Source organism: Actinomadura sp. HBU206391, from assembly GCF_014323665.1.
Taxonomy (GTDB): domain Bacteria; phylum Actinomycetota; class Actinomycetes; order Streptosporangiales; family Streptosporangiaceae; genus Actinomadura_C.
Genome location: NZ_JABVEB010000019.1, coordinates 39,343 through 63,653 on the forward strand (window position 1 = coordinate 39,343; position 24,311 = coordinate 63,653).

Here is a 24,311-nt window from a genome sequence, read left to right on the forward strand (position 1 = left end):
TGGAACGGGTCAGACTGCTGGTCGTCTTTTGCAAGCACGGTCCTGGGTGCGGGCTTGAGCAGCCGCTCACGCGACTCGATGCGGGTACGGAGCCCCTGTCTGTCAGACTGTTGTGAGACATGGGACGTATGAGTCCTTTTGATACGTAGCAGGGCGAGACAGGACGATCGAGACAGTGACGATGACCCTCGCCGACCAGGCCGTCATGACGGGGCAGGATGGTCGGGTGACCGAACAGCAGCCGGGCCGTCCCAAGCGGCGGACGTTCACCAAGGCCTATAAGGCGCGGGTCCTGGCTGCCTATGACGCTCTGCCCGAGGGCAGCCCCGAGCGTGGTGCGCTGTTGCGGTCCGAGCGGCTGTATCACTCTCACATCGAGCATTGGCGGAAGCAGGCCGAGAACGGAACACTGGCCGCCTCGACCGGCAAGCCGAAAAGGGACGCGGAATCGGAGGAGTTGGCCCGGCTGCGGGCTGAGAATAAAAAGCTCAAGGCTGATGCCGCCAAGCTCGAGTCCCGTAACGAAAAGCTCGCCGGCGAGCTGGGCAAGACCAAGACCGCTTTGGATATCGCGGGAAAAGCATTCGCGCTGCTTCAGGACATCTCAAGCAGCGCGGACTCCGACGAGAATTGAATCGGGTCATCGACGAGTATTTCCCGGCCCTGGAGAAGTCAATCGGCACGGTAAGGGCATGTGCGATCCTTGGGAGATCCCGGGCCACGCTGCACCGGCACCGCAACCCGCGCCCGCCCCGCCACGGCCCGCGCCGGCCGTTCCACCACCCGGCCGAATTGTCCGAGCAAGAGCGCGAGCATGTGCTTGCGGTGCTGGACTCGCCCCGGTTCGCCGACAAGTCACCGGGCCAAGTCTGGGCGATCCTGCTGGACGAGGGCGTCTACCTGTGCTCCCAGGCCACCATGTACCGACTGCTGCGTGAGCGCGGCCAGACCGGGGAGCGGCGCGCCCAGGCCGTGCGCCCGGCCACCGTCAAACCCGAACTGGAGGCGGACGCCCCCAACCAGGTGTGGTCCTGGGACATAACCAAACTGAAAGGGCCGGCGCGCGGCGTCTATTACCTGCTGTACGTCATCATCGACATCTTCTCCCGCAAGACCGTGCACTGGGAGATCTGGCCCACCGAGAACGGCACCCTCGCCAAAGAATTCATCCAGAACGCCATCGCCGCCAACGACGGAACCGCGCCACGCTCGATCCATGCCGACCGCGGCACGTCGATGACCTCCAATACCGTCACCGGCCTGCTCGCACTCCTGGGGATCGACCAATCCCACTCCCGCCCGCACGTCAGCAACGACAACCCCTACTCGGAAGCGCAGTTCAAAACACTCAAATACTGCCCGGCGGTGCCCCAAAGGTTCGGATCCATCGAAGACGCAAACGTCTTCTGCCGACAGTTCTTCACCTACTACAACAACGAACACCGCCATTCCGGGATCGCGATGCACACCCCCGCCTCGGTACACGACGGCACCGCCACAGCGATCCAGGCCAGACGGGCCGCTACCCTCCACGCGGCCTTCCACGCCCACCCCCAACGGTTCCGCAGCCGACGGCCCTACCCGCCACCGCTCCCGACCAAGGTATGGATCAACCAGCCACATGCCACCCAGCAGACCGGCTACTCACCACAGATCACGCAAGTAGCCTGACGTCTCATCCGGTTTGACAGCTTCCGCTCGGCGATTTCCCGCAGGCTCGCCGCAGCGTAAGATCCCTGGCTTGCCCGGTACCGGGCCGCCATGTACGCAGCGTCTGCTGCCGCCCCGATCGTCTCGTCTGAGCTGTCCGGCAGAGCGCTGAGGCTGTTCAGCACTACGGCAGCGTGCGGGGCCAGCAGTCGCCTGGCCCGACCACGTCGGCGGGTCCTCGGGGTCGCCGGTCTCCCCGGCGGCTTCTGCCTCGGCCTTCAGCAGGCGGGCGGCCAGTTCCATGAAAGCCAGCAGGTCCGGGCCAGGTGCCGGGCGGCTGGTGTCGCGTACCAGCGGGTGCAGCCGCGTGACCGGCAGCGCGTCCAGCCCGGCCGCGGAGTGCCAAGTTAGCTTGACACTTCCTCCCGTCGCCGGTCGTCGCTGGCTGTGGCGGGGATGGCGTTGTCGATGAGGACGGCGGCGATGGCGGCGGCGGTGGGGAAGGCGTCGGCGTTGAGGACCCGGGTGCGGGCCGCGGCGCCGTCGATGAGCAGCGCGAGCTGCTCGCCGAGCTGTTCAGGGTCGGCGGCGCCGGCTTCGCGGGCGGTGTCGGCGAGCCGCGCGGCGACGGCTTTCTTGTAGTCGCGCGCGTACTGGGACGCGGGGTGCTGGGGGTCGTGGAGTTCGACGGCGGCGGCGATGTAGGGGCACAGGGGGGTGGTGGGGGGGATATCGAAGGCGGCGAGGAGCCGTTCGCGGGGCGTGAGGTCGGTGCGGTCGAACACGCCGGACAGAACGGAGGGGTCGAACCGGCGCAGGTACTCGGCGACGAGTTCGTCCTTGCCGGTGAAGTGCTGGTAGGCCGTGCGCTTGGACACCTCGGCCGCCGCGCAAAGCTCGTTCATGCCGGTGCGGTTGATGCCCTGCTCGCGGAACAGCTGCTGGGACGCGCTGAGGATGCGCTCGCGGGCGCCCCGGCCGCGACGGCGGCCCTTGGGGCCCTTCTCCAACTCCGTCATGGGTTCATGGTACCCCAGTTGGGTAACGACCGGTGTACATAGTTTGCGCCCCGGCCGTCCACCCCGTACCGTAAGCACACAGAGCGGTGTACATAACATCGTCACCCCAGGTGCGCACGGCACCACCGACCCAAGGGAGCGACTATGGGAAAGCTTGACGGCAAGGTAGCGGTCATCACCGGCGGCACCACCGGCATGGCGCTGGCCGGCGCGAAGCTGTTCGTCGACGAGGGAGCGCACGTCTTCATCACCGGCCGCCGCCAGGACGCCCTGGAGGCGGCCGTGAAGCAGATCGGCCGCAACGTCACCGGCATCCAGGGCGACGCCGCCGACCTGAACGACCTGGACCGCCTGTACGACACCGTCAAGCGGGAGAAGGGCAGCCTCGACGTGCTGTGGGCCAGCGCCGGCGGGGGCGAGCCCGCCCCGCTCGGCGAGATCACCGAGGCCCAGTTCGACACCTGGTTCGGGCTCAACGCCCGCGGCACCCTGTTCACCGTCCAGAAGGCCCTCCCGCTTTTCAACGACGGTGGCTCCATCCTCATGACCGGCTCCAACGCCTCCCTCGGCGCCTTCCCCGGCTGGAGCGTCTACGCCGGCAGCAAAGCCGTCCAGCAGGCCTGGGCCCGCGTCTGGCTCAACGAGCTCAAGGACCGCCGCATCCGCGTCAACGTCCTGACCCCCGGCCAGGTCGCCACCGCCAAGCAGGAAGAACTCTTCGACGAGGCCACCAAGCGCCAGTTCGAGTCCCTCATCCCCCGCGGCCAGATGGGCCGCCCCGACGAAATCGCCACCGCCGCCCTCTTCCTCGCCTCCGACGACTCCAGCTACGTCAACGGCATGGAACTCGTCGCCGACGGCGGCACCACCGCCATCTGAACCGAACAACACACAACCAGGACAGGACATCTCATGGGCAACATCAGCATCATCGGCACCGGGAACATGGCCCGCACCATCGGCGCGCGGGCGGTAGCGGGCGGCAACACCGTCGAGGTCATGGGCCGCGATCAGTCCAAGGCCGCTGACCTGGCCAAGGCTCTCGGCGGCGGCACCACGACGGGAGAATGGGGCACCGCCCCGGCCGGGGACATCGTCATCGTGGCCCTGCTGTACGACGCTGTCGTGCCGGCCATCGCCCAGTACGGAGACGCTCTCGCAGGCAAGGTCATCGTCGACATCAGCAATCCCTTCAACTCCACATTCGACGGGCTAACCCACCGCGAGGAGACCTCGATCGCGCAGGAAGTCGCCAAGGCGGCCCCGGCCAGCGCCAGCGTGGTGAAGGCGTTCAACACCATCTTCCGTCATGTCCTGGAGAAGGGTCGGCCCGACGTCTTCATCGCCGGCGACGATGCGCAGGCCAAGGCAAGTGTGGAGGCGTTCATCGAGAGCCTCGGGCTGCGCCCGCTGGACGTCGGCGGCCTGAAAATGGCGCACTGGCTGGAAGGAGCGGGCGTGGTCACGGTGGGCCTCGCCAACCACGGGGTGGGGAACTTGGACTTCGCCCTCAGCATCACCGAACTTCCCACCTGAGCAAACGGGCTCTTCGCACCTGCGGTGGGCCCGTACCGCGCCCGCGCCAGCTTGCGGTTACCGCGTTGCGGTGGCCAGTGCGGCGCGGATGGCGTCCTCGCCGGCCGGCTGGCCCTTCTCGTCTGAGTACGGCCCGTACGGGGTCCCCCATACCGGCGTGCCCGTCGCCTGCCGCCAGCTGTCGGCCAGCGAACCCGCGTCCACCACGCTGTACCCGAGAAAGATGTTGTTGAACGCTTTCACGAGCATGGCGTCCGGGGTGTACCGCAGCAGCAGCTCGCTCAAGGTGAGCGACTTGCTGTCCAGCTCGGGGATGTGGCCGTCACGCTCGTGGCCGTAGTTGCACGTGTCGATGACCGTCTTCCCGGCCGGTGGCGCGGCGGGCAAGTCAGGGAAGGCCTTGACCGGCACCGTGACCACGACGATGTCACCGGCCGCAGCGGCCTCCCCGCTCGTCGCCGCGGACGCCCGCGGCCCCAGTTCCGCGGCCGTGTCCGCGAGCGTTTCTGGACCGCGCGAGTTGCTGAGCACGACCTGGTGCCCGGCCTCGATGGCGAGCCGTGCGATGGCACTGCCGATCTGTCCGCTTCCGATGAATCCCACCGTGGTCATATTCTCAGCATCCCTTTCAGAAGATCCGCACGATTGTCAGGTGCCGGATTCGTTGTGATTCGGGTCCCTGCCGTCAGCTGGCGGGGAAGTAGTGGCCGTTCTCCAAATCGGCGAGCAGGCTGGGCTGAGCGGGTTCCCAGCCGAGGGTCCGGCGGGTGATGAGGTTGGACGCCGGGTAGCTTTGCGTGACTATGTTCGCGAGGAGCCCGAAGTATCCCGGCACCATCAGTTCGTCTGCGGGAATGCTGACGGCGGGCAGGCCCAGGCGACTGCCGATGGCCTCGGCGATCTCGCGGAACGGGATGCCCCCGTCCTCAACCGCGTGCCAGAATCTGCCGGCCGGGCCCTTCTCCAGCGCCAGGCGGAACAAGGAGGCGGCATCGCGGACGTGCACGGCGTTCCACAGGTTCGCGCCGTCTCCGGGGTAGCCGGCGAAGCCCTTCTCCTTCGCGAGCACGATCAGCATGGGGAGGAAGCCGGCATCGGTCGTGCTGTGCATGATGTTGGCAATCCGCACGACCGAAGACCGCACTCCACGCTCGGCGAGGTCGATGACGGCGGTTTCCACGACATTGCGGACCCGGAGGGTGCCCTTGTGCTCATCGCCGACGGGAAGGGCCGGGTCCTCCTCGGTGGCCGGGCGGCCCAGCTTCCCGGACGAGCCAATGCTCCCCGCCGCGACCAGCGGCTTTCCGGTTCCCGCGAGTGCCTCGCCGTACGCGAGCATGACCGGGAGCTCCGCAGCGGACACGGCGTCCATCCCGCCAAACGGAAGCAGGTCTTGCCTGTGCGCGACGTGGATGACGCCGTCGGAGTCCGCGGCCGCCTCCATAAGCCCGTCGAGATCCTCGAGGTCGCCGCGGCGCACCTTCGCGCCGAGCGCCGACACCGCCGCCGCGGCCGTGTCCGACCGAGCCAGGCCGGTGACCTCGTGCCCGGCGGCGATGAGCTCGGGGATGATGTAGGAACCGGAATGGCCGGTCCCGCCAGCGACGAAAACGCGCATGCTGCTGCTCCTTGAGAGTGATGTGGCGCGGGAAGCGGTGGTGCGGGCGCGCTCAGCCAGAGACGTTGACGCCGAGGTCGATGTTGAACCCTGCGCCGTGGCGGGCCAGGCCCATCAGCAGCGGGCCCACTCCTTCCAGCCAGTGCGCCATCGCCAGGTCTCCCGTGTCCAGCGGGCGCAGCCCGAGGCTCTCGATGAACGCCGACACGCTCGCCTTGGCGTGCGCGTCATCGCCGGCGATGAGCACGTCCAGCGGGCGGCCCTGGGCCAGGACGTGGCCGAAGACGGTGTTGAACGCCTTCACGACGTGCGCGCTCGCCGGGGCGGCCTTGGCGATCTCCTGCGCGCCGGAAGTGCCGTCAGGGGTGACCAGCCCGGTGGCGTCGGCGTTGAAGGTGTTGGAGATGTCGATGATGACCTTGCCGACCAGCGCGTCCCGGTACTGGGCGACAACCTGCACGGCGCTGGCGTAAGGCACCGCGAGGATGACGATGTCGCCGGCCGGGGCGGTGCCGAATGCCCCGGCCGTGGCGCCGCCGCCGAGCGCGGCGGCCAGGTCCTTGGCCTTGGCCGCGTCGCGGCCGATGACCTCGACGGCGTTGCCGCCCTCGACCGCGCGGGCGCCTATGGCGCGGGCCATGCCGCCCAGGCCGATAATGCTGATGCTGCTCATGGTGTGCCTGCTTTCTGATGCTGGACAGGACGCCGTGCCCGCCCCGTCGTCGTTAACGGCCGTGTCGTCGGTGCCGCCGAATGACGCGGCGGACGGCGCTCGATTCCTGATGTGCTCATCCTGGGCCTGGGCCCTGCTGTCGAATTCTTGTACCGAGTTCGCCCCGGCACCATCAGGTACGTATTAAAGATGTCATTGGCCTGAATCGGTGTCCAAGACTTCTTTTGGCGGTGGCGATACCCTGGAGGCATCGCCATACCGGGAGGCTCCGTGGATCTGGACCTGCGCAAGTTGCGCTACTTCGTCGCCGTCGCCGACACGCTGCACTTCGGCCGCGCCGCCGATGAGCTGCACATCGCGCAGCCGGCGCTCAGCCGGCAGATCCGCGCGCTGGAACAGGATCTCGGCACCCCGCTGCTGACAAGGGACAGCCACGGCGTGGCGCTGACTGACGCCGGCAGGCAGCTGCTGAGCGACGCCGGCCCGCTGCTGGCCTCGGCGCACGCGGTCCGCCGCCGGGTGACCGTGGCCGCACGCGGCAGCCAGCGGCTAATGGTCGGCTTCCGGGCAGGCGTCGCGGTCGCCCCGGCGGTACGGCTGTTCGCCGAGCGGCACCCGGACGTTCTGGTGGACGTGCAGCGGATCGAATGGGACGATCAGGCCACGATGCTGCTCGACGGCCGCATCGACGTCGGCTATGTGCGGCTGCCCATCGACGAGGCCGGCCTGCGGGTCGCCCCGCTGTACACCGAGCCGCGGGTGGCAGTGCTGCCCGCCGGCCACCGGCTGGCTGGCAAGGATCAGGTCACCGAGGCCGACCTGGCCGGCGAGCCGCTGGTCTGGCATGCCGACACGAGCACGCAGCCCACCAGGCGCCCGCACCCTAACGCCGGATACCTGGTGCGCGGGGTGGACGAGACGCTCGAGCACGTCGCGGCCGGCCGGGGCATCTCGTTCCTGGCCCGTTCGGCGACCGTGTTCTACTCACATCCGGACATCAGCTACGTGCCCGTCCCGGATCTGGCGCCCGACCAGGTGTGCCTCGCCATGGCGGCAACGCGCACCTCGCCGGTGGTCGACGACTTCTTCACCGCGGCTCAGTCGACGGCCGAGATCACGGCAGAATGCGGAAACTACGAAATGTGGCAGCTTGGAAACGGTGCCATTTCAAAGCACGGTTGAGCAGTTCGACTGACAACAGCAGCGCCAACAGAGGGCACCCGGCCACAGCAATGTGAAGGCATCGAGCTCGGGGCGGAGGCGATGCCGGCGCACAGTGAGAATCGACATCGTCACGCGGGCCGCCTCTAAAATAGTGAAAATAATGATCTTGTTGAAGTCGTCAAAGGCATTGTCGATAACACTTCCACTCCTCAATCTCAATCTCACCGAGCATGCGGAGAATCCGCGCGGGCTGCTATTCCTGGCCCAATCAGCGTCGGATACAGCGCTCCCGATGGGATTTCTGACCGGCGCCTTCGCCGGATGACCGGCTGACCGACGCTGGGTGTTTCAACGTCACATGCCGGTAGAGCGACTGTGGATGGGATCGCCGACCCGGGAACTCGGACGCGGGGAGGGGATCATTCGGTCCGAGGCGGGCTGGCTGACGGCGAAACCGGATCGGGGAGCCTGTAGAGACGCGATGCTCACAAGACGTCGGCTCGCCCGGCGGCCTCGACGACCACCTGGGACACGGGCCGATAGCGAAGGCAACACGACCTGCTGCAACACGGCGAGATTCCGGGGAAGGTGAATTCCCCGAAAAGTCAGCGTGTTGTCGTAACTGATGTTGCGCAGCGCCTGTTGCTGAACCTCTTGATCACGCCGACTCGCTCCTCGGGGGTGGGCTCGTCCGCCACGGACTGCTGGTCACGGTCTGGACTCGGCGGGCCGGTGGGATCGACCTGGCCGGTTCGGCTGGTTGATCCTGATGTGATGGTGCGTCGGCGAAGGTTGGCGTTGTGGGTGTTCCTCACGGTGGCGGCCGGTGCCCTGGCGGCCGCGGGCGAGTGGATTCCCGAAGGCTGGCCGGTCTGGGCGCGGCGGCCCGTGGCGGTGCTGGTCGCGATGGCGGCGGGCGCTGCCGGGTCGTTCGTGAGCGAGGCGCTGGCGGCCTCCCGGGAGGGCGGGCGAAGGCGAATACTGGCGGGCGGTCCGGGCTTTTGGGGGGAGTCCCCGAGGCTGCCCCCGCAGTTCGTGGACCGTCCGGCCGAGGTCGTGGCGGCTTCTACCGCTCTGCGAGGCGGCACGCGCGCCGTGGCGCTGGTGGGATTGGGTGGGTCGGGGAAGTCCACACTGGCGGCGGCCGCGGCGCGCCCGCCGCAGTTGAGGGGTCGTTTCCGGGGCCGGTTCCGGCACACGACATGGCTGCCGGTGGGGCCGTCGGTGGAACCGCTGTCGGTGCTGACCCAACTGGGGCATCGGCTCGGCGACGCCGGAGCCACGTATTCGAGTGTGGGCGAGGCACGGGACGCGGTGACGGCGCTGCTCGACGGCCGTCGTCTGCTGATCGTGCTGGACAACGTCTGGACCGAGGATTCGCTCCGTGCCTTCGTGGGCCTCGGCCGGACGTCGGTGCTGTTCACGACCCGCAGCGAGGACCTGGCCCGGGCGTTGAACGCCGAGCGGATCCCGGTGGAGGAACTCACGCGGGAGCAGGCGCTGGCGCTCCTGGCCCGCTGGACTCACGACAGACCCGTCCCTGAGGCGGAGGCGCGGGCTTTGTGCGCGCGTTTGGGAGATCTCGCGCTCGGGGTGGCGATGGCCGGAGCGATGATCGCACGGGGCCGTTCAGCGGAAGAGGTGACCGCTCTCATCGACCGGGACCTCAGCCGGATCTCCGGACGGTTCGATCCGCTCTACAGCTACAGGACGCTCAGGGCGGCGATCGACGCCGGAATCGACGACCTGCCCGATCAGTTCGCGGGCATGGGAACGGGCGGGCCGCGAGACCGCTATCTGGAGCTGGCGGTGTTCACCGGACGCGGCCCGTTCCCCCGCTCGGCCGCCGAGGCCCTGTGGGCAGCGACCCTGCCTGACCTGTACGCGGTATCCGAGGTCCTGGAGGAGTTCCGCAGCCGGTCCCTGCTCACCGAGTACGACGGCTGGTACATCGCCCACGACCTGCAATACGACGCGATGAACCAGCATCCCGACGCCCCTGACCTCACCCACTCCCACCGGTGCCTCATCGACGGCTGGAGCGCTAGCCATGACACGGGGTGGTCCATGGCTGCCCGCGAAGACGCCTATCTGTCGGCCAATCTCGCCTGGCATCTCCACCAGGCGGGTTCCACGGACGCTCTGGCAGAACTCCTCACCGATCAGCATTGGATGCTCCACCGCATCCGTTCAGCCGGTCTCGCCGCCCTGCTCACCGACTACACCCACGCCCCCACGCCCCTCACCCAAACGATCCGCCGTGCCCTGGCCATCTCCACGGCCGCCGTGTCCCTCGACCCCGACCTCCTCACCGGCCAGCTCATGGGACGGCTCCTCAGCCACCCCGATCCCGCCATCAGCGCCTGGGCCGCCGCCCTCACCCCACCTCACGCCACCACGTGGATCGTCCCCCTCGCCCCCGACATCCTCACGTCCACCACCACCTCGCTCCAACGCACCCTGACCGGTGACCTCGGCGAAGTGAACGCGGTGGCCTACAGCCCCGACGGCACTCAACTGGCCACGGGCGACAACGATGGGGTGGTGAGGATATGGGACCTGGCCACCGGTCGGCACACCACCCTCACAGGCCACACCGCTGAGGTGCGGGCGGTGGCGTACAGCCCCGACGGCACCCATCTCGCTACGGGCAGCAATGACCGGACGGTGCGGGTGTGGAACCTGGTCACCGGCCGAGGTACCGTCCTCACCGGTCACGCCGACGGAGTGTGGGCGCTGGCCTACAGCCCCGACGGCACCCATCTCGCCACGGGCAGCAAGGACAGGACAGCGCGGATATGGAACCTGGTCACGGGTCGGCACACCACCCTCACAGGCCACACCGATGTGGTTCGGGCGGTCGCTTACAGCCCTGACGGCGGTCTCCTCGCCACGGGCAGCCACGACGCGACGGTGCGAGTGTGGGACACGGCCACTGGCGAGCAGACCACCCTCGGCCCCCTGGGCGGCTGGATGTGGGCGTTGGCTTTCAGCCCCGACGGAGCCCATCTCGCGATCTGCAACAACGACGGCATGTCCGTATTGGGGTGGACTCTCGACAGCGGAGAAGTGTCGGAGCTCACTGCCGCGCACCCCAGAGCACCTTGGGTGTTGGCCTACAGCCCCGATGGGACCCACCTTGCCACGGCCTGTGACGATCGGCCCGTGCGGGTCTGGGACCTGGCCGCCCGCCAGCACATCACCCTCACCGGCCACGTCGGTGCGGTGTGGGCGGTGGCGTACAGCCCCGACGGCACTCATCTCGCGACCGCCAGCCACGATCGGACCGTGCGTGTGTGGGAGCCCGCGATGGCCGGCCAGGACGATCCCGCTGAGCTCGAGGAGTCATCCGCGTCCGCGCTGAGCCCCGACGGAACCCACCTCGCCATGGTCGGCTACGACGGCACGATGCGGGTGCGGGACCTGGCGACCGGTCAGCTAGCCGCCCTTACCGGCCACACCAAGAGGGGGAGAGCAGCGGCATACAGCCCCGACGGAACTCACATCGCCACTTCCAGTGACGACCGAACGGTCCGGGTGTGGGATCTAGCGACCGGCGAGTACAGCACCCTCATCAGCGGCGGCAACTCCCTCAGGTACATCCTCACCACAGACACCAGCAGAGCTACTGATGGTGAGAGTGTTGTCACCACTGGCAACGATTGGGTTTGGGTAATGGCCTACAGCCCGGATGGCGCCCACCTCGCTACTGGCGGTGTCCAGGATGAGGTGCGGGTGTGGGATCTGGCAGCCATCCAGTACGTCTCCCTCACCGGTCACGCCGACGGAGTGTGGGCGATGGCCTACAGCCCTAACGGCACTCACCTAGCCACCGGCAGCGAGGACCGGATGGTGAGGATGTGGGACTTGGCCACCGGCCAGCACTCCGTCCTCACCGGCCACACCGGTCCAGTGAGGGCGGTGGCCTTCAGCCCGGACGGCACTCACCTGGCGACGGGCAGCCAGGACCAAACGGTGCGGATATGGGACCTGACCACTGGTCAGCACACCACTCTCATCGGCCACACCGACATGGTGTGGGCGATGGCCTACAGCCCCGACGGCACCCACCTCGTCACAGCCGGTCGCGACCGGGCGGTGCGGGTGTGGGAGGTCGCGACGTCAGCGACGGTCGCACTGTGGCACAACGACGAGGCCATACGGAAGGTCGTCATGCCCTCCAACGACGAGATCCGAATCCTCACGGACAGGACAGCCTCTCGGCTGGAGATTCGCCGGAACTGAGGACGGCGAACGGCCATAAGGGTGCGGGGCGGCCAGGGGAACGCCAGTGGTCGATGATCACGCCGGCCTCAGTCCAGCACGTGAGCGCTCGATCACTCAGCCACCGGGGTTGATCGGCCGGATTGTGCGCGCCTGAGCACGGGCCAGGTCCTTGCGAAGGGCCTCGTTCTCGATCGTCAGGACATGGATCGCGCGGGCGAAGACCTCTGATGTGATGCGGTATTGATCACGCTCCGCTTTGAGACCAGCTACTTGGCCTGGAGGTCGCTGACCTGTTCGCGCAGCTTGAGTTCGCTTTCCGGTGTTCGGTTTCGCGCGCGGACTTCGGCGTAGAAGAGATCTTTGAGATCGGTGTGCTTATGCGTGAGCTTGTTGCGTTTCAGTCCGGCTTCGGTCGCCAGAGAGAGGACGTCGAGGTTGCCGGAGCTGCGCAGCGGCCGTCCCGGCGAGAAGGCGGTGCATGGCTGCAGTGATCTGGTCGCGTTCTTCGTCGTCAGTCACCGCCGATCGACCTCGTTTCCGGTGTCAGACCTGGCGATGCGGGTCTTTTGGTGTCTATCTGCGATCCCCTGCAGATGGCGGCGGCAGGCAGATAGCCGCCCGCGGAGCGGGATGGGTGTCAACGAGCTGGCGATCTCTTCCGTGAGCTGGGTGATCTCGGCCTGGAGCGACTGGATGTGGGAATCGGTGCGAGCGATGTTGCCGCATGCCGGATCACATCGGTCGATCGCGGGGGGACGGTCGCGGCTGCCTCCCGGGCTAGTGCGGTCGGGATGGCACAACGCCTTGGCCGGGTCGTTGTTGCAGGTCAGAAACGCTTCCGGGTTGTCGTAGATGTTGAATCGGGGCTCGGCGAGCAGAGCGTTGGCCTGCTTCGGGGTCAAGAACATTCCCTCGAAACGCGCGGCTGCGTCGCTGGCGGCCTCCAGCATGCGGCGCGCAGCGGGACCGGACACGCCTTCCCCTGTTCGAGCCTCTCGGCGAGGTCGGTGAGGTAGTCGGCCATGGCCCGGGCGGTCTCCACGTCGAGCACGCGCCGTAGGCCATGACGGGCGCGGCTGCTGTAACCGTCAGTCACCGTCGAAGCCCAGGGCCGCAGGTGGCCGTACTGGACCGCCAGCGCTAGGCGGCCGCCGGGCAGACGTGCGATGTGCCAGGCCAGAGTGCGGCGGAAGCGCCTCATGATGACGGGCCCATCCGGATCGGCAGGGATCATCTCGCCGGCCATGTCGTTGCGCTGGGCGAAGTCGTTGACCCAGAGGATGAACTGCGCGATGCGCTGGTTGGCGGTCTTGGCCGTAATGACGGCTCCGGTGCGCCGCCGTCGCCCATGCCCGTGGGCACCTCGACCGGTAGCGGTTTCGGAGGCCTTGGCCGACGACGTTCGGTGCCGGCCGTTGGCGGCGGAACTGAGCCAGTAGGGACGGACCGGGAAGAGGAACTCGATCGTCGTGAGCTGTTCGAGGATGGCGACCGCGGTATGCACGACCGGTAGCACCGTCCACGAGCGTTTGATCGGTTCGGGGGCAGCGCCCTCGCTCTCGGCGCGCGTCCCTTTGAACTCCTCGCCGTGCAGCCGGTAGCGCTTGGCGCCGCCCGCGGTCGCGGTCTCGGGAACTGGGCAGCAGCCGATGCTCACCGTTTCCGATGCCGGGTTGTGCCGCGTCGTGCCAGACCGTTCCATGACATACGAGCAACCACCGAGCAACCACCGACGTCAGCCGGCATCGGGGCCATGCGTTCGGCATCGAGCTGAAGCCGTCATGATCAATCTCGCCAACCACGTTGACGACGGTCGACTACCCAGCCCGCCGGCCAGTGGGGCCCGACAGATCAGAGCTCGACCACCACCGGACGGGCGTCGGGGCGGCCATAGGCCACGACACGCCGCAGCCCATCACGAAGCTGATCGATAGCATCGTCATCCACATCGAGGAACGCCTCGATCTCCTGGTCGTCCAGTCCCAACACGTCCAGACTGTCGGCAGCGACCTTGATGTGAAGCACCTTGTCGCGGAGCATGACCTCCTGGACGACACCGTAGGCGGTTCCCTGGTCTGCTGTGACCAGGCAATGGGTGTCGCCGAAGCGCGATGTCCTGCTCGTCGGGCTCGTGGAGACCACACATGAACAGCAGGACCATGCCGCTGCCGTCCTCGCCCTCGGCGACGCCCGCCGTCAGGCATTCGAGTTCGGGTTCTTCATCTGCGCCCGCCGCCTGGGCAGTGAACCTGGTCGTCATAACGAGGAGCGTAACGACCAAGGCCGGCTATCCGGTGCGGCCCGGGAAACTATGCAGCCATCTGCGTGGTTCCCGTTGCCGACTCCAGTCCGTGTCTAGGCTGTGGCGGCTCCGCGGCCGTGAACACCTCAGAAATCGGTCATGGTCATGCGGATACCACTCGGGCCTGCAATGGAGACGGCCCTTGGGAGGCCGTGGACACCCCGATTCTGGCTGGCGGGACGCACGTCATTCGGGTCCTGCACTGGGGACGGCCTTGGGAGGCCGTGGACACCTGTACGGCGATATCGGCCCGAAGAGCGGCGCCGATCTGCAATGGGGACGGCCCCTGCGAGGCCGTGCACACGTGCGCCCGGATCGCCCCGGTGTCCTCGTCCCGATTCCTGCAATGGGGACGGCCTTGGTAGGCCATGGACAACGTCAACGAGCAGGTGCTGCGGGAGCTTCATCGAAAGTACGTGCTGCTCGCCGACGGCGAGCACGACGCTTTCTCCATGACTCAGTCCCCGTGCGGCAGCTTCCACAGGTGGAGGGTGGTCTGGTTCTTGGAGACCGTGTACCAGGCGCCCTGCCCTGCCGATCGGGGAGATCCTGAGACATGGAAGGGGTAGGCGATGCGGCCGCGCAGGGCCATCGTGCGTGGGTCGACACACCAGTGGCGGGGGACCTCCGCGTGGTACTCGGTGCCGACCACGGCGGTGTCGTCGTACGGGAACGCCGCCTCGTAGTCCCAACAAACGCGGTCGTCGTCCTCGCTTGAGGGAGGGGGCACGGCTTCCGCGGCGTTCAGACGCCGCAGTTCCATGCCGTCCTCCGCCCGGTGCAGGTAGAGGGCCCACTGCCCCGGATCCGTGGTCAGGAAGTGCTCCCCGGACGGGCTCACGGCGAGGAGGACCTCCTCGACGAACCGCTGGACAGTGAGCTTCGCGCCATCCCAGTGTCCCCACAGCACGGGCGAGTCCTCCTCGCCCTCGAGGACGGTCAGCCCCATGTACGCCGGGTCCGGATGGGGAAAGTGGACGGAGCCCGATCCCACGGTCATCGTCTCGGCCCGGGCCAGCACCGTGCCGTCGGCGGGGTCGAGGATCAGCCATTCCTCCTTGACGTCGCCCCCCGCGTAGTTGCGGATGTGGGCCCAGAGGAGCTTGCCGTCCGAGGAGAAGGCTGCCGAGCCGCTGTCTGCGTGGCCGTGGTAGTAGTCGTCGGCGTACTCGGAGAACGAGGCATGGGCTTCGGTGCACACGGCGGCGGACCAGCAACCGTGCCGGGTCTCCCACCGTGCGGCGCCGGTCGAATCCACGGCTCGCAACGCGTGCACGCCGGCGAAGACGGCGACATCACCGGTGGGAGAGACCGCCACCGAGCCGTACCGGCGAGGCCAGGGCGCGGGGAAGCGGACCTCCGTTCCCTCCCCGTCCAGGTCGCGGACGGCCAGCTCGGTGTCCCCGCGCTGCACCAGCAGCCTGCGCCCGGGCCAGTGCAGCACCTGTGGAGCGTCCGCCGACGCGGGGTCGAGCGGAGCGGCGGTGGTGGCCACGAGACAGGCGGCGAACTCTGCGGAACTCCCGTGGATAGCATCGTTTGGCATAGCGGTGAAATACTTTCAAACGTGTCGGATGGTGCAGGGTACCCGAAGTCGCCCGCGACCAGCCTTGATCCCCTCGCTGCATTGGTTGGGGACAGCTGTAAGACGCGCAAGGCGGCTTGGTGCTCCTCTCTGTGCCAAGCTCAAGTGGGACACAAGGGGATGAAGTTCCCAGACTGATATGAGCAGGGCGATAACGGGTACCGGGCAGAGTGACGATGACCGGGCATGATCTCCACGACGCTGGTGAGGGGCCGCGGGCCGACCGGCCCAAGCGGCGGACGTTCACGGCCGCCTACAAGCTCAGGATGATCGAGGAGTACGACGCTGCCGAGCACGGCGAGAAAGGTGCGCTGCTGCGCCGGGAGGGGCTGTATGAATCCAGCATCCAGAAGTGGCGCCGACAGCGCGACAACGGCCAGTTGACCGCCTCGGGCACGGCCGTTCCTCCAAGGAAGGAGAAGTCGGCCGAGCGGGCTGAACTGGAGCGGCTGCGTAAGGAGAACGCGAAGATGCTCCGTGAGAAAGAGCGGATGGCGCGCAAGCTGCAGCAGACCGAGGCAGCCCTGGAGATCGTGGGAAAATGGCACGCGCTCTTGGAGATGATGTCCGGGAGCGCGGACTCGGAGAACTCGTGACCGGGCTTCGCGAGGAAGCCCGTGAAAGTCTTGAGGCATATGTCGGTATCCAGGCGTCCTGCCGGATCACCGGGATCAGCAGGTCCACCCTGTATCGGCGGCGGACACCGAAGCCGGAAAAGCCGGATCCGCTTGTGCGGCCGGCTCCGCGGAATGCGCTGACCGAGGCCGAACGCGACCAGCTGATCGCGACCCTCAATAGCGAGGAGTTCCGTGACAAGGCCGTGCGGCAGGTATGGGCGGCGCTGTTGGACCGTGGTGTCTACCTGGCCTCGCCGTCCACGATGTACAGGGAGTTGCGGGCTCGCGAGCAGGTGCGGGAGCGCCGTGCTCAGGCGCGGCACGAGGCCAAGAAAAAGCCCCAGCTTGAGGCCCGCACGCCGAATGAGGTGTGGAGTTGGGATATCACGAAACTGCCTGGTCCGGTCCGTGGCCGGTTCTTCGACCTGTACGTGATGATCGACATCTATTCACGGTACGTGGTGCACTGGGAGATCCATCTCAGTGAATCCGGCGAGCTCGCAGAGAGGTTCATCGAGAACGCCATCCGCGCGAATGGCGGCATCGCGCCCGGCACGCTCCACTCTGATCGTGGCACCGCGATGACGTCGATCTCGGTCGCCGAGCTTCTTTCCGAGCTCGGGATCGTCAAATCGCATTCCCGACCGAAGGTCAGCAACGACAACCCGTACTCGGAGGCGCAGTTCAGAACTTTGAAGTACTGCCCGGTGTTACCCGGCCAGTTCGGTTCGTTCGCCGACGCACGAAGCTTCTGCCGCCGGTTCCTCGAGTACTACAACCACCGGCATTACCATTCCGGGGTCGGCCTTCACACACCATTCACCGTGCACATCGGAACCGCGCACGCCATCCAGGACAAGCGTGCCGCGACCATCGAAGCCTTCCGCGCGGCCAACCCTCAGCGATTCACCCGCAAGCCCAGACTGCCCAAGATCCCGACCGTGACATGGATCAACAGGCCCGACGAAGACTCCGACCAACACACCCAGGAGGTATCAGCTTAGCGATAGATGCCCTCTTGTCCCGTTTGACTTGACGCGTACCGCTTTGCCGAGACCCTGCCACCACACCCGGGGCAGACCAGAGTCTCCATCAGACCCGGAGCGATTCAGCCAGACGTGGTGGGCCGCCTGGGACTCAAACCCAGAACCGACGGATTAAAGCCGCTCCATGCGCACCGGACCGGCACTCTCGCTGTCGGCCTGTGCGGTACATCCGCGACTCCGCCGTTAAACGCTGCGTCGTGCCGTGGCGTACCGCTCCGTTCCATGGCATACGAGCGACCACCGAGCAACCACGGACATCAGCCAGCGCACGACTACTGCCGGTATCTTGCCAGCGAAGGCTGGCTTTCGGACGGCATGAGCCACAACGTGCCCTTTCGGATCGTTCAGTGTTCTGTCGCCGGCTCGGTCGACGGCTTGGAATCAGTTGCCGCCCGGCTCGGAGCCTCCGCCACGGGTGAGAGGTGTTCCCCTCCCGCCCGTACGCTCGCTGGCCAGGCCGCGCTGCCCAGAAGTGCCAGCATCCCGGGCAGAAGCACGCCGCGTACGAGAGTGGCGTCGAGCAAGATCGCCACTGCCAGGCCGACGCCCAGCTGCTTCATCTCGACCGTGGAGAGAGTCGCGAAGATGGCGAAGACGGCGAGCATGATGGCCGCCGCGCTTGTCACCACTCCGGCTGAGCGCATCACGCCCTGCCGGATGGCCTCGCGCGGGTCTGATCCCGCTGCGACGTAGTCCCGCACCCGGCTCAGGACGAACACGTGGTAGTCCATTGACAGCCCGAAGAGCACCACAAAGAGGATCAACGGCACCCAGGACACGATCGCCCCGTTGGACTCGAATCCGAGAAGCCCCTCTGCCCACTGATGCTGGAAGACGAGGACCATGACCCCGTAGGCCGCGCCGGTCGACGCCACGTTCAGCACACCGGTCATCAAGGCGATCCATAGCGACCGGAACGCGGCCACCATGACGATCAGGCAGAACAGGACCACGAATCCGACGACGAGTGGAAGGCGGTCGCGCTGTACCTTCGAGAAGTCGGCGTCGAACGCCACGTTGCCACCCACCCACCAGCGGGCACCAGTGACCGCCCCGATGGTGCCCGGAGCCAGGTCCGTGCGGAGTTCGTCGAGTGTGGCGCGGGCGGCCGGCGTCGCCGGATCGTGCGGGATCGCCAGGGACATCTTGGTGACGGTGCGGTCGTCGGAGGCGACGATGACGGGCTTGCCGGTCAGGGCGAAGTCACCGGTCGACCCGGCTCGCTCGTAGAGTCCGCCGAGTGCGGTCGCGACCGCCCCGGCCTGTTCCCGCGGGGCCTGGACCACGACGATGTGGTTCGCCTTGTTGCCGGGAAACGCCTCGGCGACGCGGTGCAGGACCTGGACCACCTGGTAGTCGCCCGGCAGATCGGCGTCGCCGGGCATCTTGAAGTTCATGTCGGCGACCGGCCACGCCAGCAGCCCTGTGAGGATCAGCCCCGCCGACACCGCGATGGCGGGAGCCCGAAGGACCGGACGCAGGACGCGGTCCCACAGCCTGCTGCCCTCCGGGGTACGGCGGCGGCCGAGCAGGGGCACGCGCAGCCGGTCGATCCGGTCGCCGAGCAGGGCCAGTACGGCCGGAAGCGCGGTCAGTGATCCGATCACGGCGACGCCCACGACCGTGATCGCCCCGAGCGCCAGGGATGAGAAGATCGCGTTACCCGCGAAGAACATTCCGGTCATCGCGACCATCACGGCCCCGCCCGAAACCGCCACCGCTCGCCCCGACGTCGCCGATGCGATCCGCAGCGCGGTGTGGGGATCCCGGCCGGCGGCGCGTTCCTCCCTCACCCGTCGCATGTAGAACAGCGAGTAGTCGACGCCGACCGCGAGTCCCAGCAGGAGGACGAGGCTTGGCTGGTACACGTTCGCCGGCACTACGAATGAGGTCACCGCCGAAAGGCCCAGGGCGAACAGCACCGAGCTCAGCCCCAGGATCAGCGGCACCGCGGCCGCGACCAGCGCGCCGAAGACCACGATGAGGACGACGAACGTGATGGGAAGGCTGATGAACTCGGCCCGATGAAAGTCCCTGGCCGACTTCTCGGATATCTCCTTGCCGAGCGATCCGGCGCCGACCTGATCGATGCGCACGTCGGGATAGGCGCGTCCGGCCGCCTCTGTGACCTCGAGGATGGGCCCGACGACGTCCTTCGGCAGCCTCCGGCCATCCCCCCGGCCGAGGTCCAACTCGACGGGAAGCAGCGTCGAACGCCCGTCACGCGACAAGACCGGCTCACGGACGTCCGTCACCTCCGTCAGCGCCCGGTATCGCCTTGTCAGATCGGCCACCAAGGCCGTTGAACCTGCTTTGTTCAGTGTCCCGCTCCGTGCCTGGACCAGGACGTTCTCGGTCATGCCCTCCTCGCCCCAGTCCGTGTTGTCGAGCAACCGCTCGGCGTGGGCAGCCTGCCCGCTCAGCATGTCGGCGTCGGACTGCCCCTTTACGCCGAGGGCCAGGCTGGCCCCGTAGATGACGAGGACCGTCAGGATCCAGGCCCCGAGCACGGTCCATCGATGTCGCATGCTCCAGCCCGCGACCTTCTCGACGACACCTCGCGGTCCCGTGCCGGATCGATGACGTGGTGGCCGTCCGTCTGGGGAATGCGAGGTGTCAAAGGCAGACGAACTCATCTCATGTCCCTTTCATCGCGTGACATCACGACGCCTTTTCGCGTCGGCATAGACGCTAGGCAGGCGTGGGGGGCGGTGTCGGCGACGGCACCACCCCCAATCGGGGTGGTGTCTCCACTACCGCGAAGGGACGCGCTCGCCCACTGATGTGAATTGGTGTTGGTCCCGTACGGTTTGCGATGAACCGCAGCCGAACGGACGAAAATCCGCGGGGAGGGGATACCGAGTGCAGCTGAGACGGGTGATCACAGTCGAGTCGTGGTGGTCCATCGGATACCACCTGTCCGGTCTGGCGATCGCCCCGCTGTACTGGCTGCCTCCACTCGGTGCACTGATCGGTTTGGTCTGCCTCCCGTTGCTGCTCTTGGGGCTGCCGATCCTGCTTCTGGCGATGCGCGGCGCCTCCAGGGTCACGATCCTGGCCGACCGGCGCCTGTCACGTGAGCTGGGTGTTCCCGCCGCGCCGGCCGGTCCGCGGCCCGCGCTCCATGCGATGATGACCGGCCGTCCGGGGTGGCGGGCACTGGGGCTCGCCCTCCTCGTGGCCGCATGGGACACGGGCACCGGAGCGCTGGTGCTCAGCGGACTCGCCCTGGGCGTGACGCTGACAGCGCTGCCGATCCTGGTTCCGGCCCTCGGGGCGGACAGCGCCACGTTCGCTGGAGTGCCCCTGAATCCCCTGACCATCGCGCTCGGAGCCGTACTGGGGCTGACCGTGATCGTCGCCGAACTGGCCACGGCACGGCCGCTCCTGCTGTTCGGAGCGAACCTAATGGCACGGACACGGGACGAGGCCGAGGCACAGCGGCTCCGGCAGCGCATCGCGACCCTGGAGACCACGCGGACACGGGTCGTGGACGCGGCCGAAGCGGAGCGGCGGCGCATCGAGCGCGACCTGCACGACGGCGCCCAGCAGCGCCTGCTCGCCGTCTCGATCGCGATCAGCCGGGCGCACCGGCAACTCTCCCGAGATCCCGAGAAGGCGGAGGAATTGCTCAACGAAGCACAGGGGGATGCCCGCGCGGCCATCGAGGAGCTTCGCGGCATCGCCCGCAGCGCTCATCCGCCCGTACTCACCGAACGCGGCCTGCAGCCGGCCGTGACCACCATGGCACGGCGATTCGCGGTGCCGGTCCGGCTCGACGTCCGCCTCGCGGACCGCCCCGCACGACGTTCGGAGGCCGTGGCGTACTACGTGGTGGCCGAACTGCTCACCAATATCGCCAAGCACGCCGGGGCGTCGGCTGTCTCAGTACGCCTCTGGCGCGAGGACGACCGGCTGCGGATCTGCGTCACCGACGACGGCAGAGGCGGTGCGGAGGAGAAGGAGGGCGGAGGACTGGCGGGCCTGCGAGCCCGGCTCGACGCGGTGGACGGCGGGATCTCGATCACCAGCCCGTCCGGCGGGGCGACGATGGTGGAGGCCGAGCTGCCGTGGAACGCGTGACACCCGGGCTGCGTCTCGTGATCGCCGAAGACTCGGTGCTCCTGCGCTCTGGCCTGGTACGCCTTCTGGAAGACGAAGACCTGCAGGTCGTCGCGGAGGTCGGGGACGGCGACTCCCTCCTGGAGGCAGTGGCCACGGAGCGCCCGGACGTCGCCATCATCGACGTACGCATGCCGCCCACCTTCACCGACGAGGGCATCCATGTCGCGCTGACGATCAGGAAACGCCACCCGGAGGTCAGTGTTCTCGTGCTCTCCCAGTGGGTCGAGGAGACGTCCGCAGGCGAGTTGCTGCGCGGCGGCATGGACGGAATCGGTTACCTGCTGAAGGACCGGGTGACCGACATCAACGCGTTCATCGCCGCGGTGCGCCAGGTGGCGGCGGGGGGAAGCGTCCTCGACCCCGATGTCGTCACCCAGATCCTGGCGCACCAGTACGAACAGGGCGTGCTCGACCGCCTATCCACCCGTGAGGGCGAGGTGCTCGCCTGCATGGCGGAGGGGTTGAACAACGCCGCGATCTCCCGGCGGCTCTTCATCACCGAACGCGCGGTCGAAAAGCACATCCGCAGCATATTCACGAAATTGCAGCTCTCCCCCGAAGAACAAGACCAGCACCGCCGGGTGGCCGCGGTGCTGCGGTACCTGAGCGCCATCGGGGGCCATCCGCTCGATGCCGATCGCCACACCCCGATCGCCAACAGACGGACCGGACTGGACAGGAACAGGCCCCATGGATGAAGTCGCGCCGACCACGGACCGCTCCCCCGCCCGCTCCCGACGAGCGCTCGTGACGACCCTGCTGACGACCGTCATGCTGGTGACCGGCGGGTCGTACGCCGTCGCGGACACGCTGCTCCAACGGCGGTCCACGACCGACGAGGTCATCCGCAGACCCGTCCGCCACCTGCGACTCGACCTCGTGAACGGGAACGTGCGGATCAGCGCCTACGAGGGCGACACGATCCAGATCAGGCGCACGCTTACGCGCTCGCTGCATGAGCCCGTGGAGAAGAGGGAATTCCGCGGAGACGAATTCGCCCTGCTCAGTGTCTGTCAGCGCTACCTCGGCCGCTGCCGGGCGGACTATGACATCAAGGTGCCCCGTTCCACCGCCGTCAGCGCGACCGTCTACTTCGGTGACGGAGAGATCACCGGGCTGTCCGCCGCGGTCAAGCTGAACGTCCTCATCGGCACCGCCGTACTGGCGAGCCTCGACGGTCCAGTAGACGCCGAGACGCTGCACGGAGAGCTCAGAGCCACCGACGTGCGGGGCCCCTCCCTGACCGCCCGATCCGCCGCCGGCCCGATCTACCTCACCCGAGCCGCGTCCGACACCATCGATGCCCGCTCCGCGGGCGGCAACCTGACCGTGCGCGCGACCGGCCAGAGCAGCTCGGTGTCGGCCATCACCGAACACGGCGATGTCAACGTGCTACTTCCCAAGACCGCGCCGGTCTACCGGATCGAGGCATCCGCAGCCACCCCGCCCGACATACAGATCCCGCGGGCAAAGAACGGTCCCGTGCTCCATGCCCGGTCGGCCACCGGGACCGTCGCGATTCGGCAGCAGGAGAACTGATGCCGACAAGCTCGGACGTCCCGCGCCCACCCGGATTGACATACACAAACTCGCGATTCACGCTTTCGCTCACCATGATCACGGAGGGTGTTGTGTTACGCGTGATTCAGGACCGACCCGCCATGTCCGCCCGGGACGGTCTTGGCGGTGGACCCGCTGTGGCTCACTCGGCATTGGCGGCTTCCAGGACGGGCACGGCCGCGACTCACCGGAATGTCCCGTATCCAGCGAGGTTGCGCCAGCACCACGGAAAGGCCGGTCCGCAGGCTTCACGGGCGGGACAAATTCGGCAACATGAGGGGCACCGCTGTGCAGCTCGACTACCGCGACACGGCCATACGCGACACCGTCCTCATCGTGCCGCTCGTCCTGCTGGCGGTGACCCTGATCCTCGTGCTGCTCCTACGCTCGATCGTCGCCCCACTGGTGCTGCTCGGCACCATTGTGCTGTCCTTCGCCGGCTCGTTCGGCCTCGCCGCGCTGGTCTTCAACCACGTCCTCGGCTACGGCGGCGTCGCACCCGACTTGTTCATCTACATCTTCGTCTTCCTGGTCGCCCTCGGCGTCGACTACAACATCTTCCTTTGCCCGTCCGCTCGATCCAGGTACCAGCCCTGGTGATCATCCTCGGCGAGCACACCTGGTGGCCGACAACCCGCAAGGCGACCCACCTCCAGAACTCACCAAGGTAGTGAAGGACGCCGCTACGCCCCACCAGACAGGACCGGGCCGGCATCTGGGTTGTCTCCTCGTATCTGTCAGTCCACGCCGTCCGCGATGCCTCTTCGATCGGGTTTGGCCCGCCGACGTCTCGTCGACCCAATCCTCGAGTGGAGGTGTCCACATGCCAGGTCGAAGCAAGCGTCAGCCGGGACCTTCCTTATGATCGGATTCATCGTCGCGGGACGGATCATCGGAGCCCTGGCACGGCTGATCAAACCCGGCCGCCAGCACCTGGGGATCATCGCCACACTCCTGCTGGGACTGGTGGGCTCGATCATCGGCGGCTCCATCGCCAACCTGCTGGGCACCGGTGACGTCTTCGAGCTGAACGTGCTCGGCTTCATCGTCTCGGTGATCGCGGCCGTCTTGCTGATCGGTGTCGCGGAAGGCGTGACCGGCGCGCGCGCCAAGAGATGACAGCCGCTGGTCCTTGGCTCCGCGCCTGCAGGCGCGGAGCCAAGCAAAACGGGCCATGTCCAGGCCGTAG

Annotated in this window: 22 protein-coding genes; 13 read left to right on the forward strand and 9 right to left on the reverse strand. The window is 67.4% G+C overall.

The window, feature by feature from the left end:
• Window positions 1-175 precede the first annotated feature (175 nt).
• Window positions 176-634 (forward strand): hypothetical protein, encoded by a 459-nt coding sequence (locus tag HKK72_RS10230; RefSeq protein ID WP_187234055.1) that lies wholly within the window; start codon window positions 176-178, stop codon window positions 632-634.
• Window positions 631-1,671: an IS3 family transposase gene (locus tag HKK72_RS10235; protein ID WP_222720550.1), complete on the forward strand. Its 1,041-nt coding sequence runs from the start codon at window positions 631-633 to the stop codon at window positions 1,669-1,671. The genes HKK72_RS10230 and HKK72_RS10235 overlap by 4 nt, the downstream gene beginning before the upstream one ends.
• Window positions 1,672-2,057: 386 nt before the next feature.
• Here the strand turns inward: HKK72_RS10235 and HKK72_RS10240 are convergent, their stop codons facing one another.
• Complete coding sequence (locus HKK72_RS10240) at window positions 2,058-2,669, reverse strand: TetR/AcrR family transcriptional regulator (protein ID WP_187234056.1); 612 nt, start codon at window positions 2,667-2,669, stop codon at window positions 2,058-2,060.
• Window positions 2,670-2,813: 144 nt separating this feature from the next.
• Between HKK72_RS10240 and HKK72_RS10245 the strand changes: the two genes are divergently transcribed.
• Together HKK72_RS10245 and HKK72_RS10250 are read left to right on the forward strand one after the other, a co-directional pair.
• Window positions 2,814-3,548: an SDR family NAD(P)-dependent oxidoreductase gene (locus HKK72_RS10245; protein ID WP_187234057.1), complete on the forward strand. Its 735-nt coding sequence runs from the start codon at window positions 2,814-2,816 to the stop codon at window positions 3,546-3,548.
• Window positions 3,549-3,581: 33 nt separating this feature from the next.
• Window positions 3,582-4,205, forward strand: coding sequence for an NADPH-dependent F420 reductase (locus tag HKK72_RS10250; RefSeq protein WP_187234058.1), 624 nt, complete (start codon window positions 3,582-3,584; stop codon window positions 4,203-4,205).
• A 57-nt stretch (window positions 4,206-4,262) separates the two neighbouring features.
• Here the strand turns inward: HKK72_RS10250 and HKK72_RS10255 are convergent, their stop codons facing one another.
• The 3 genes from HKK72_RS10255 to HKK72_RS10265 form a co-directional block, all read right to left on the reverse strand.
• Window positions 4,263-4,817 (reverse strand): NADPH-dependent F420 reductase, encoded by a 555-nt coding sequence (locus HKK72_RS10255; protein ID WP_222720551.1) that lies wholly within the window; start codon window positions 4,815-4,817, stop codon window positions 4,263-4,265.
• A 73-nt stretch (window positions 4,818-4,890) separates the two neighbouring features.
• Window positions 4,891-5,823 (reverse strand): SDR family oxidoreductase, encoded by a 933-nt coding sequence (locus tag HKK72_RS10260; RefSeq protein ID WP_187234059.1) that lies wholly within the window; start codon window positions 5,821-5,823, stop codon window positions 4,891-4,893.
• 52 nt (window positions 5,824-5,875) lie between these two features.
• Window positions 5,876-6,496 (reverse strand): NADPH-dependent F420 reductase, encoded by a 621-nt coding sequence (locus HKK72_RS10265; RefSeq protein ID WP_187234060.1) that lies wholly within the window; start codon window positions 6,494-6,496, stop codon window positions 5,876-5,878.
• Between the two features lie 270 nt (window positions 6,497-6,766).
• Here HKK72_RS10265 and HKK72_RS10270 point away from each other — a divergent pair, with 270 nt between their 5' ends.
• Together HKK72_RS10270 and HKK72_RS10275 are read left to right on the forward strand one after the other, a co-directional pair.
• Window positions 6,767-7,678 carry a LysR family transcriptional regulator gene (locus tag HKK72_RS10270; protein WP_187234061.1) on the forward strand — a complete coding sequence of 304 codons (912 nt, stop codon included), beginning with the start codon at window positions 6,767-6,769 and terminating at the stop codon, window positions 7,676-7,678.
• 756 nt (window positions 7,679-8,434) lie between these two features.
• Window positions 8,435-11,905, forward strand: coding sequence for an NB-ARC domain-containing protein (locus HKK72_RS10275; RefSeq protein ID WP_187234062.1), 3,471 nt, complete (start codon window positions 8,435-8,437; stop codon window positions 11,903-11,905).
• A gap of 497 nt (window positions 11,906-12,402) precedes the next feature.
• Here HKK72_RS10275 and HKK72_RS10280 read toward each other — a convergent pair whose 3' ends face one another.
• From HKK72_RS10280 to HKK72_RS10295, 4 genes are all read right to left on the reverse strand, one after another.
• Window positions 12,403-12,837, reverse strand: a complete 435-nt coding sequence (locus HKK72_RS10280) for a hypothetical protein (protein WP_187234063.1) — start codon at window positions 12,835-12,837, stop codon at window positions 12,403-12,405.
• Complete coding sequence (locus HKK72_RS10285) at window positions 12,786-13,544, reverse strand: hypothetical protein (protein ID WP_187234064.1); 759 nt, start codon at window positions 13,542-13,544, stop codon at window positions 12,786-12,788. Before HKK72_RS10285 ends, HKK72_RS10280 begins: the two co-directional genes overlap by 52 nt.
• Before the next feature lie 194 nt (window positions 13,545-13,738).
• On the reverse strand, window positions 13,739-13,927 hold the full coding sequence (locus HKK72_RS39780) for a hypothetical protein (RefSeq protein ID WP_222720552.1): 189 nt from the start codon (window positions 13,925-13,927) through the stop codon (window positions 13,739-13,741).
• Between the two features lie 719 nt (window positions 13,928-14,646).
• Entirely contained in the window at window positions 14,647-15,735 is a 1,089-nt protein-coding gene (locus HKK72_RS10295; protein WP_187234065.1) for a hypothetical protein, read from the reverse strand.
• Between the two features lie 215 nt (window positions 15,736-15,950).
• On the opposite strand from HKK72_RS10295, the gene HKK72_RS39785 reads away from it, so the two are divergent.
• Window positions 15,951-16,370, forward strand: a complete 420-nt coding sequence (locus HKK72_RS39785) for a transposase (RefSeq protein ID WP_222720553.1) — start codon at window positions 15,951-15,953, stop codon at window positions 16,368-16,370.
• Window positions 16,367-17,395 carry an IS3 family transposase gene (locus tag HKK72_RS10305; RefSeq protein ID WP_187234066.1) on the forward strand — a complete coding sequence of 343 codons (1,029 nt, stop codon included), beginning with the start codon at window positions 16,367-16,369 and terminating at the stop codon, window positions 17,393-17,395. Before HKK72_RS39785 ends, HKK72_RS10305 begins: the two co-directional genes overlap by 4 nt.
• 386 nt (window positions 17,396-17,781) lie before the next feature.
• On the opposite strand, the gene HKK72_RS10310 is transcribed toward HKK72_RS10305, so the two are convergent.
• Window positions 17,782-19,965 (reverse strand): MMPL family transporter, encoded by a 2,184-nt coding sequence (locus tag HKK72_RS10310; protein WP_187234067.1) that lies wholly within the window; start codon window positions 19,963-19,965, stop codon window positions 17,782-17,784.
• Between the two features lie 334 nt (window positions 19,966-20,299).
• Between HKK72_RS10310 and HKK72_RS10315 the strand changes: the two genes are divergently transcribed.
• The 5 genes from HKK72_RS10315 to HKK72_RS10335 all read left to right on the forward strand — a co-directional run bounded on the left by HKK72_RS10315 (window position 20,300) and on the right by HKK72_RS10335 (window position 24,241).
• The gene (locus tag HKK72_RS10315) at window positions 20,300-21,520 is read left to right on the forward strand and encodes a sensor histidine kinase (protein ID WP_187234068.1); all 1,221 of its coding nucleotides are present in this window, start codon (window positions 20,300-20,302) and stop codon (window positions 21,518-21,520) included.
• 8 nt (window positions 21,521-21,528) lie between these two features.
• The gene (locus HKK72_RS10320; RefSeq protein ID WP_187234075.1) at window positions 21,529-22,260 is read left to right on the forward strand and encodes a response regulator transcription factor; all 732 of its coding nucleotides are present in this window, start codon (window positions 21,529-21,531) and stop codon (window positions 22,258-22,260) included.
• On the forward strand, window positions 22,253-23,101 hold the full coding sequence (locus HKK72_RS10325) for a DUF4097 family beta strand repeat-containing protein (protein WP_187234069.1): 849 nt from the start codon (window positions 22,253-22,255) through the stop codon (window positions 23,099-23,101). The genes HKK72_RS10320 and HKK72_RS10325 overlap by 8 nt, the downstream gene beginning before the upstream one ends.
• A gap of 294 nt (window positions 23,102-23,395) precedes the next feature.
• Window positions 23,396-23,722 carry an MMPL family transporter gene (locus HKK72_RS10330; RefSeq protein ID WP_222720554.1) on the forward strand — a complete coding sequence of 109 codons (327 nt, stop codon included), beginning with the start codon at window positions 23,396-23,398 and terminating at the stop codon, window positions 23,720-23,722.
• 261 nt (window positions 23,723-23,983) lie between these two features.
• Window positions 23,984-24,241 (forward strand): GlsB/YeaQ/YmgE family stress response membrane protein, encoded by a 258-nt coding sequence (locus HKK72_RS10335; protein ID WP_187234071.1) that lies wholly within the window; start codon window positions 23,984-23,986, stop codon window positions 24,239-24,241.
• The last annotated feature ends 70 nt before the right edge of the window (window positions 24,242-24,311 follow it).

Coding starts and splice junctions, on each gene's coding strand:
- HKK72_RS10240 (WP_187234056.1), bottom strand. CDS start 2,669: ATGACGGAGTTGGAGAAGGGCCCCAAGGGCCGCCGTCGCGGCCGGGGC.
- HKK72_RS10245 (WP_187234057.1), top strand. CDS start 2,814: ATGGGAAAGCTTGACGGCAAGGTAGCGGTCATCACCGGCGGCACCACC.
- HKK72_RS10250 (WP_187234058.1), top strand. CDS start 3,582: ATGGGCAACATCAGCATCATCGGCACCGGGAACATGGCCCGCACCATC.
- HKK72_RS10255 (WP_222720551.1), bottom strand. CDS start 4,817: ATGACCACGGTGGGATTCATCGGAAGCGGACAGATCGGCAGTGCCATC.
- HKK72_RS10260 (WP_187234059.1), bottom strand. CDS start 5,823: ATGCGCGTTTTCGTCGCTGGCGGGACCGGCCATTCCGGTTCCTACATC.
- HKK72_RS10265 (WP_187234060.1), bottom strand. CDS start 6,496: ATGAGCAGCATCAGCATTATCGGCCTGGGCGGCATGGCCCGCGCCATA.
- HKK72_RS10275 (WP_187234062.1), top strand. CDS start 8,435: ATGGTGCGTCGGCGAAGGTTGGCGTTGTGGGTGTTCCTCACGGTGGCG.
- HKK72_RS10280 (WP_187234063.1), bottom strand. CDS start 12,837: ATGCTGGAGGCCGCCAGCGACGCAGCCGCGCGTTTCGAGGGAATGTTC.
- HKK72_RS39780 (WP_222720552.1), bottom strand. CDS start 13,927: ATGCTCCGCGACAAGGTGCTTCACATCAAGGTCGCTGCCGACAGTCTG.
- HKK72_RS10295 (WP_187234065.1), bottom strand. CDS start 15,735: ATGCCAAACGATGCTATCCACGGGAGTTCCGCAGAGTTCGCCGCCTGT.
- HKK72_RS39785 (WP_222720553.1), top strand. CDS start 15,951: ATGACCGGGCATGATCTCCACGACGCTGGTGAGGGGCCGCGGGCCGAC.
- HKK72_RS10310 (WP_187234067.1), bottom strand. CDS start 19,965: ATGCGACATCGATGGACCGTGCTCGGGGCCTGGATCCTGACGGTCCTC.
- HKK72_RS10325 (WP_187234069.1), top strand. CDS start 22,253: ATGGATGAAGTCGCGCCGACCACGGACCGCTCCCCCGCCCGCTCCCGA.
- HKK72_RS10330 (WP_222720554.1), top strand. CDS start 23,396: ATGAGGGGCACCGCTGTGCAGCTCGACTACCGCGACACGGCCATACGC.
- HKK72_RS10335 (WP_187234071.1), top strand. CDS start 23,984: ATGATCGGATTCATCGTCGCGGGACGGATCATCGGAGCCCTGGCACGG.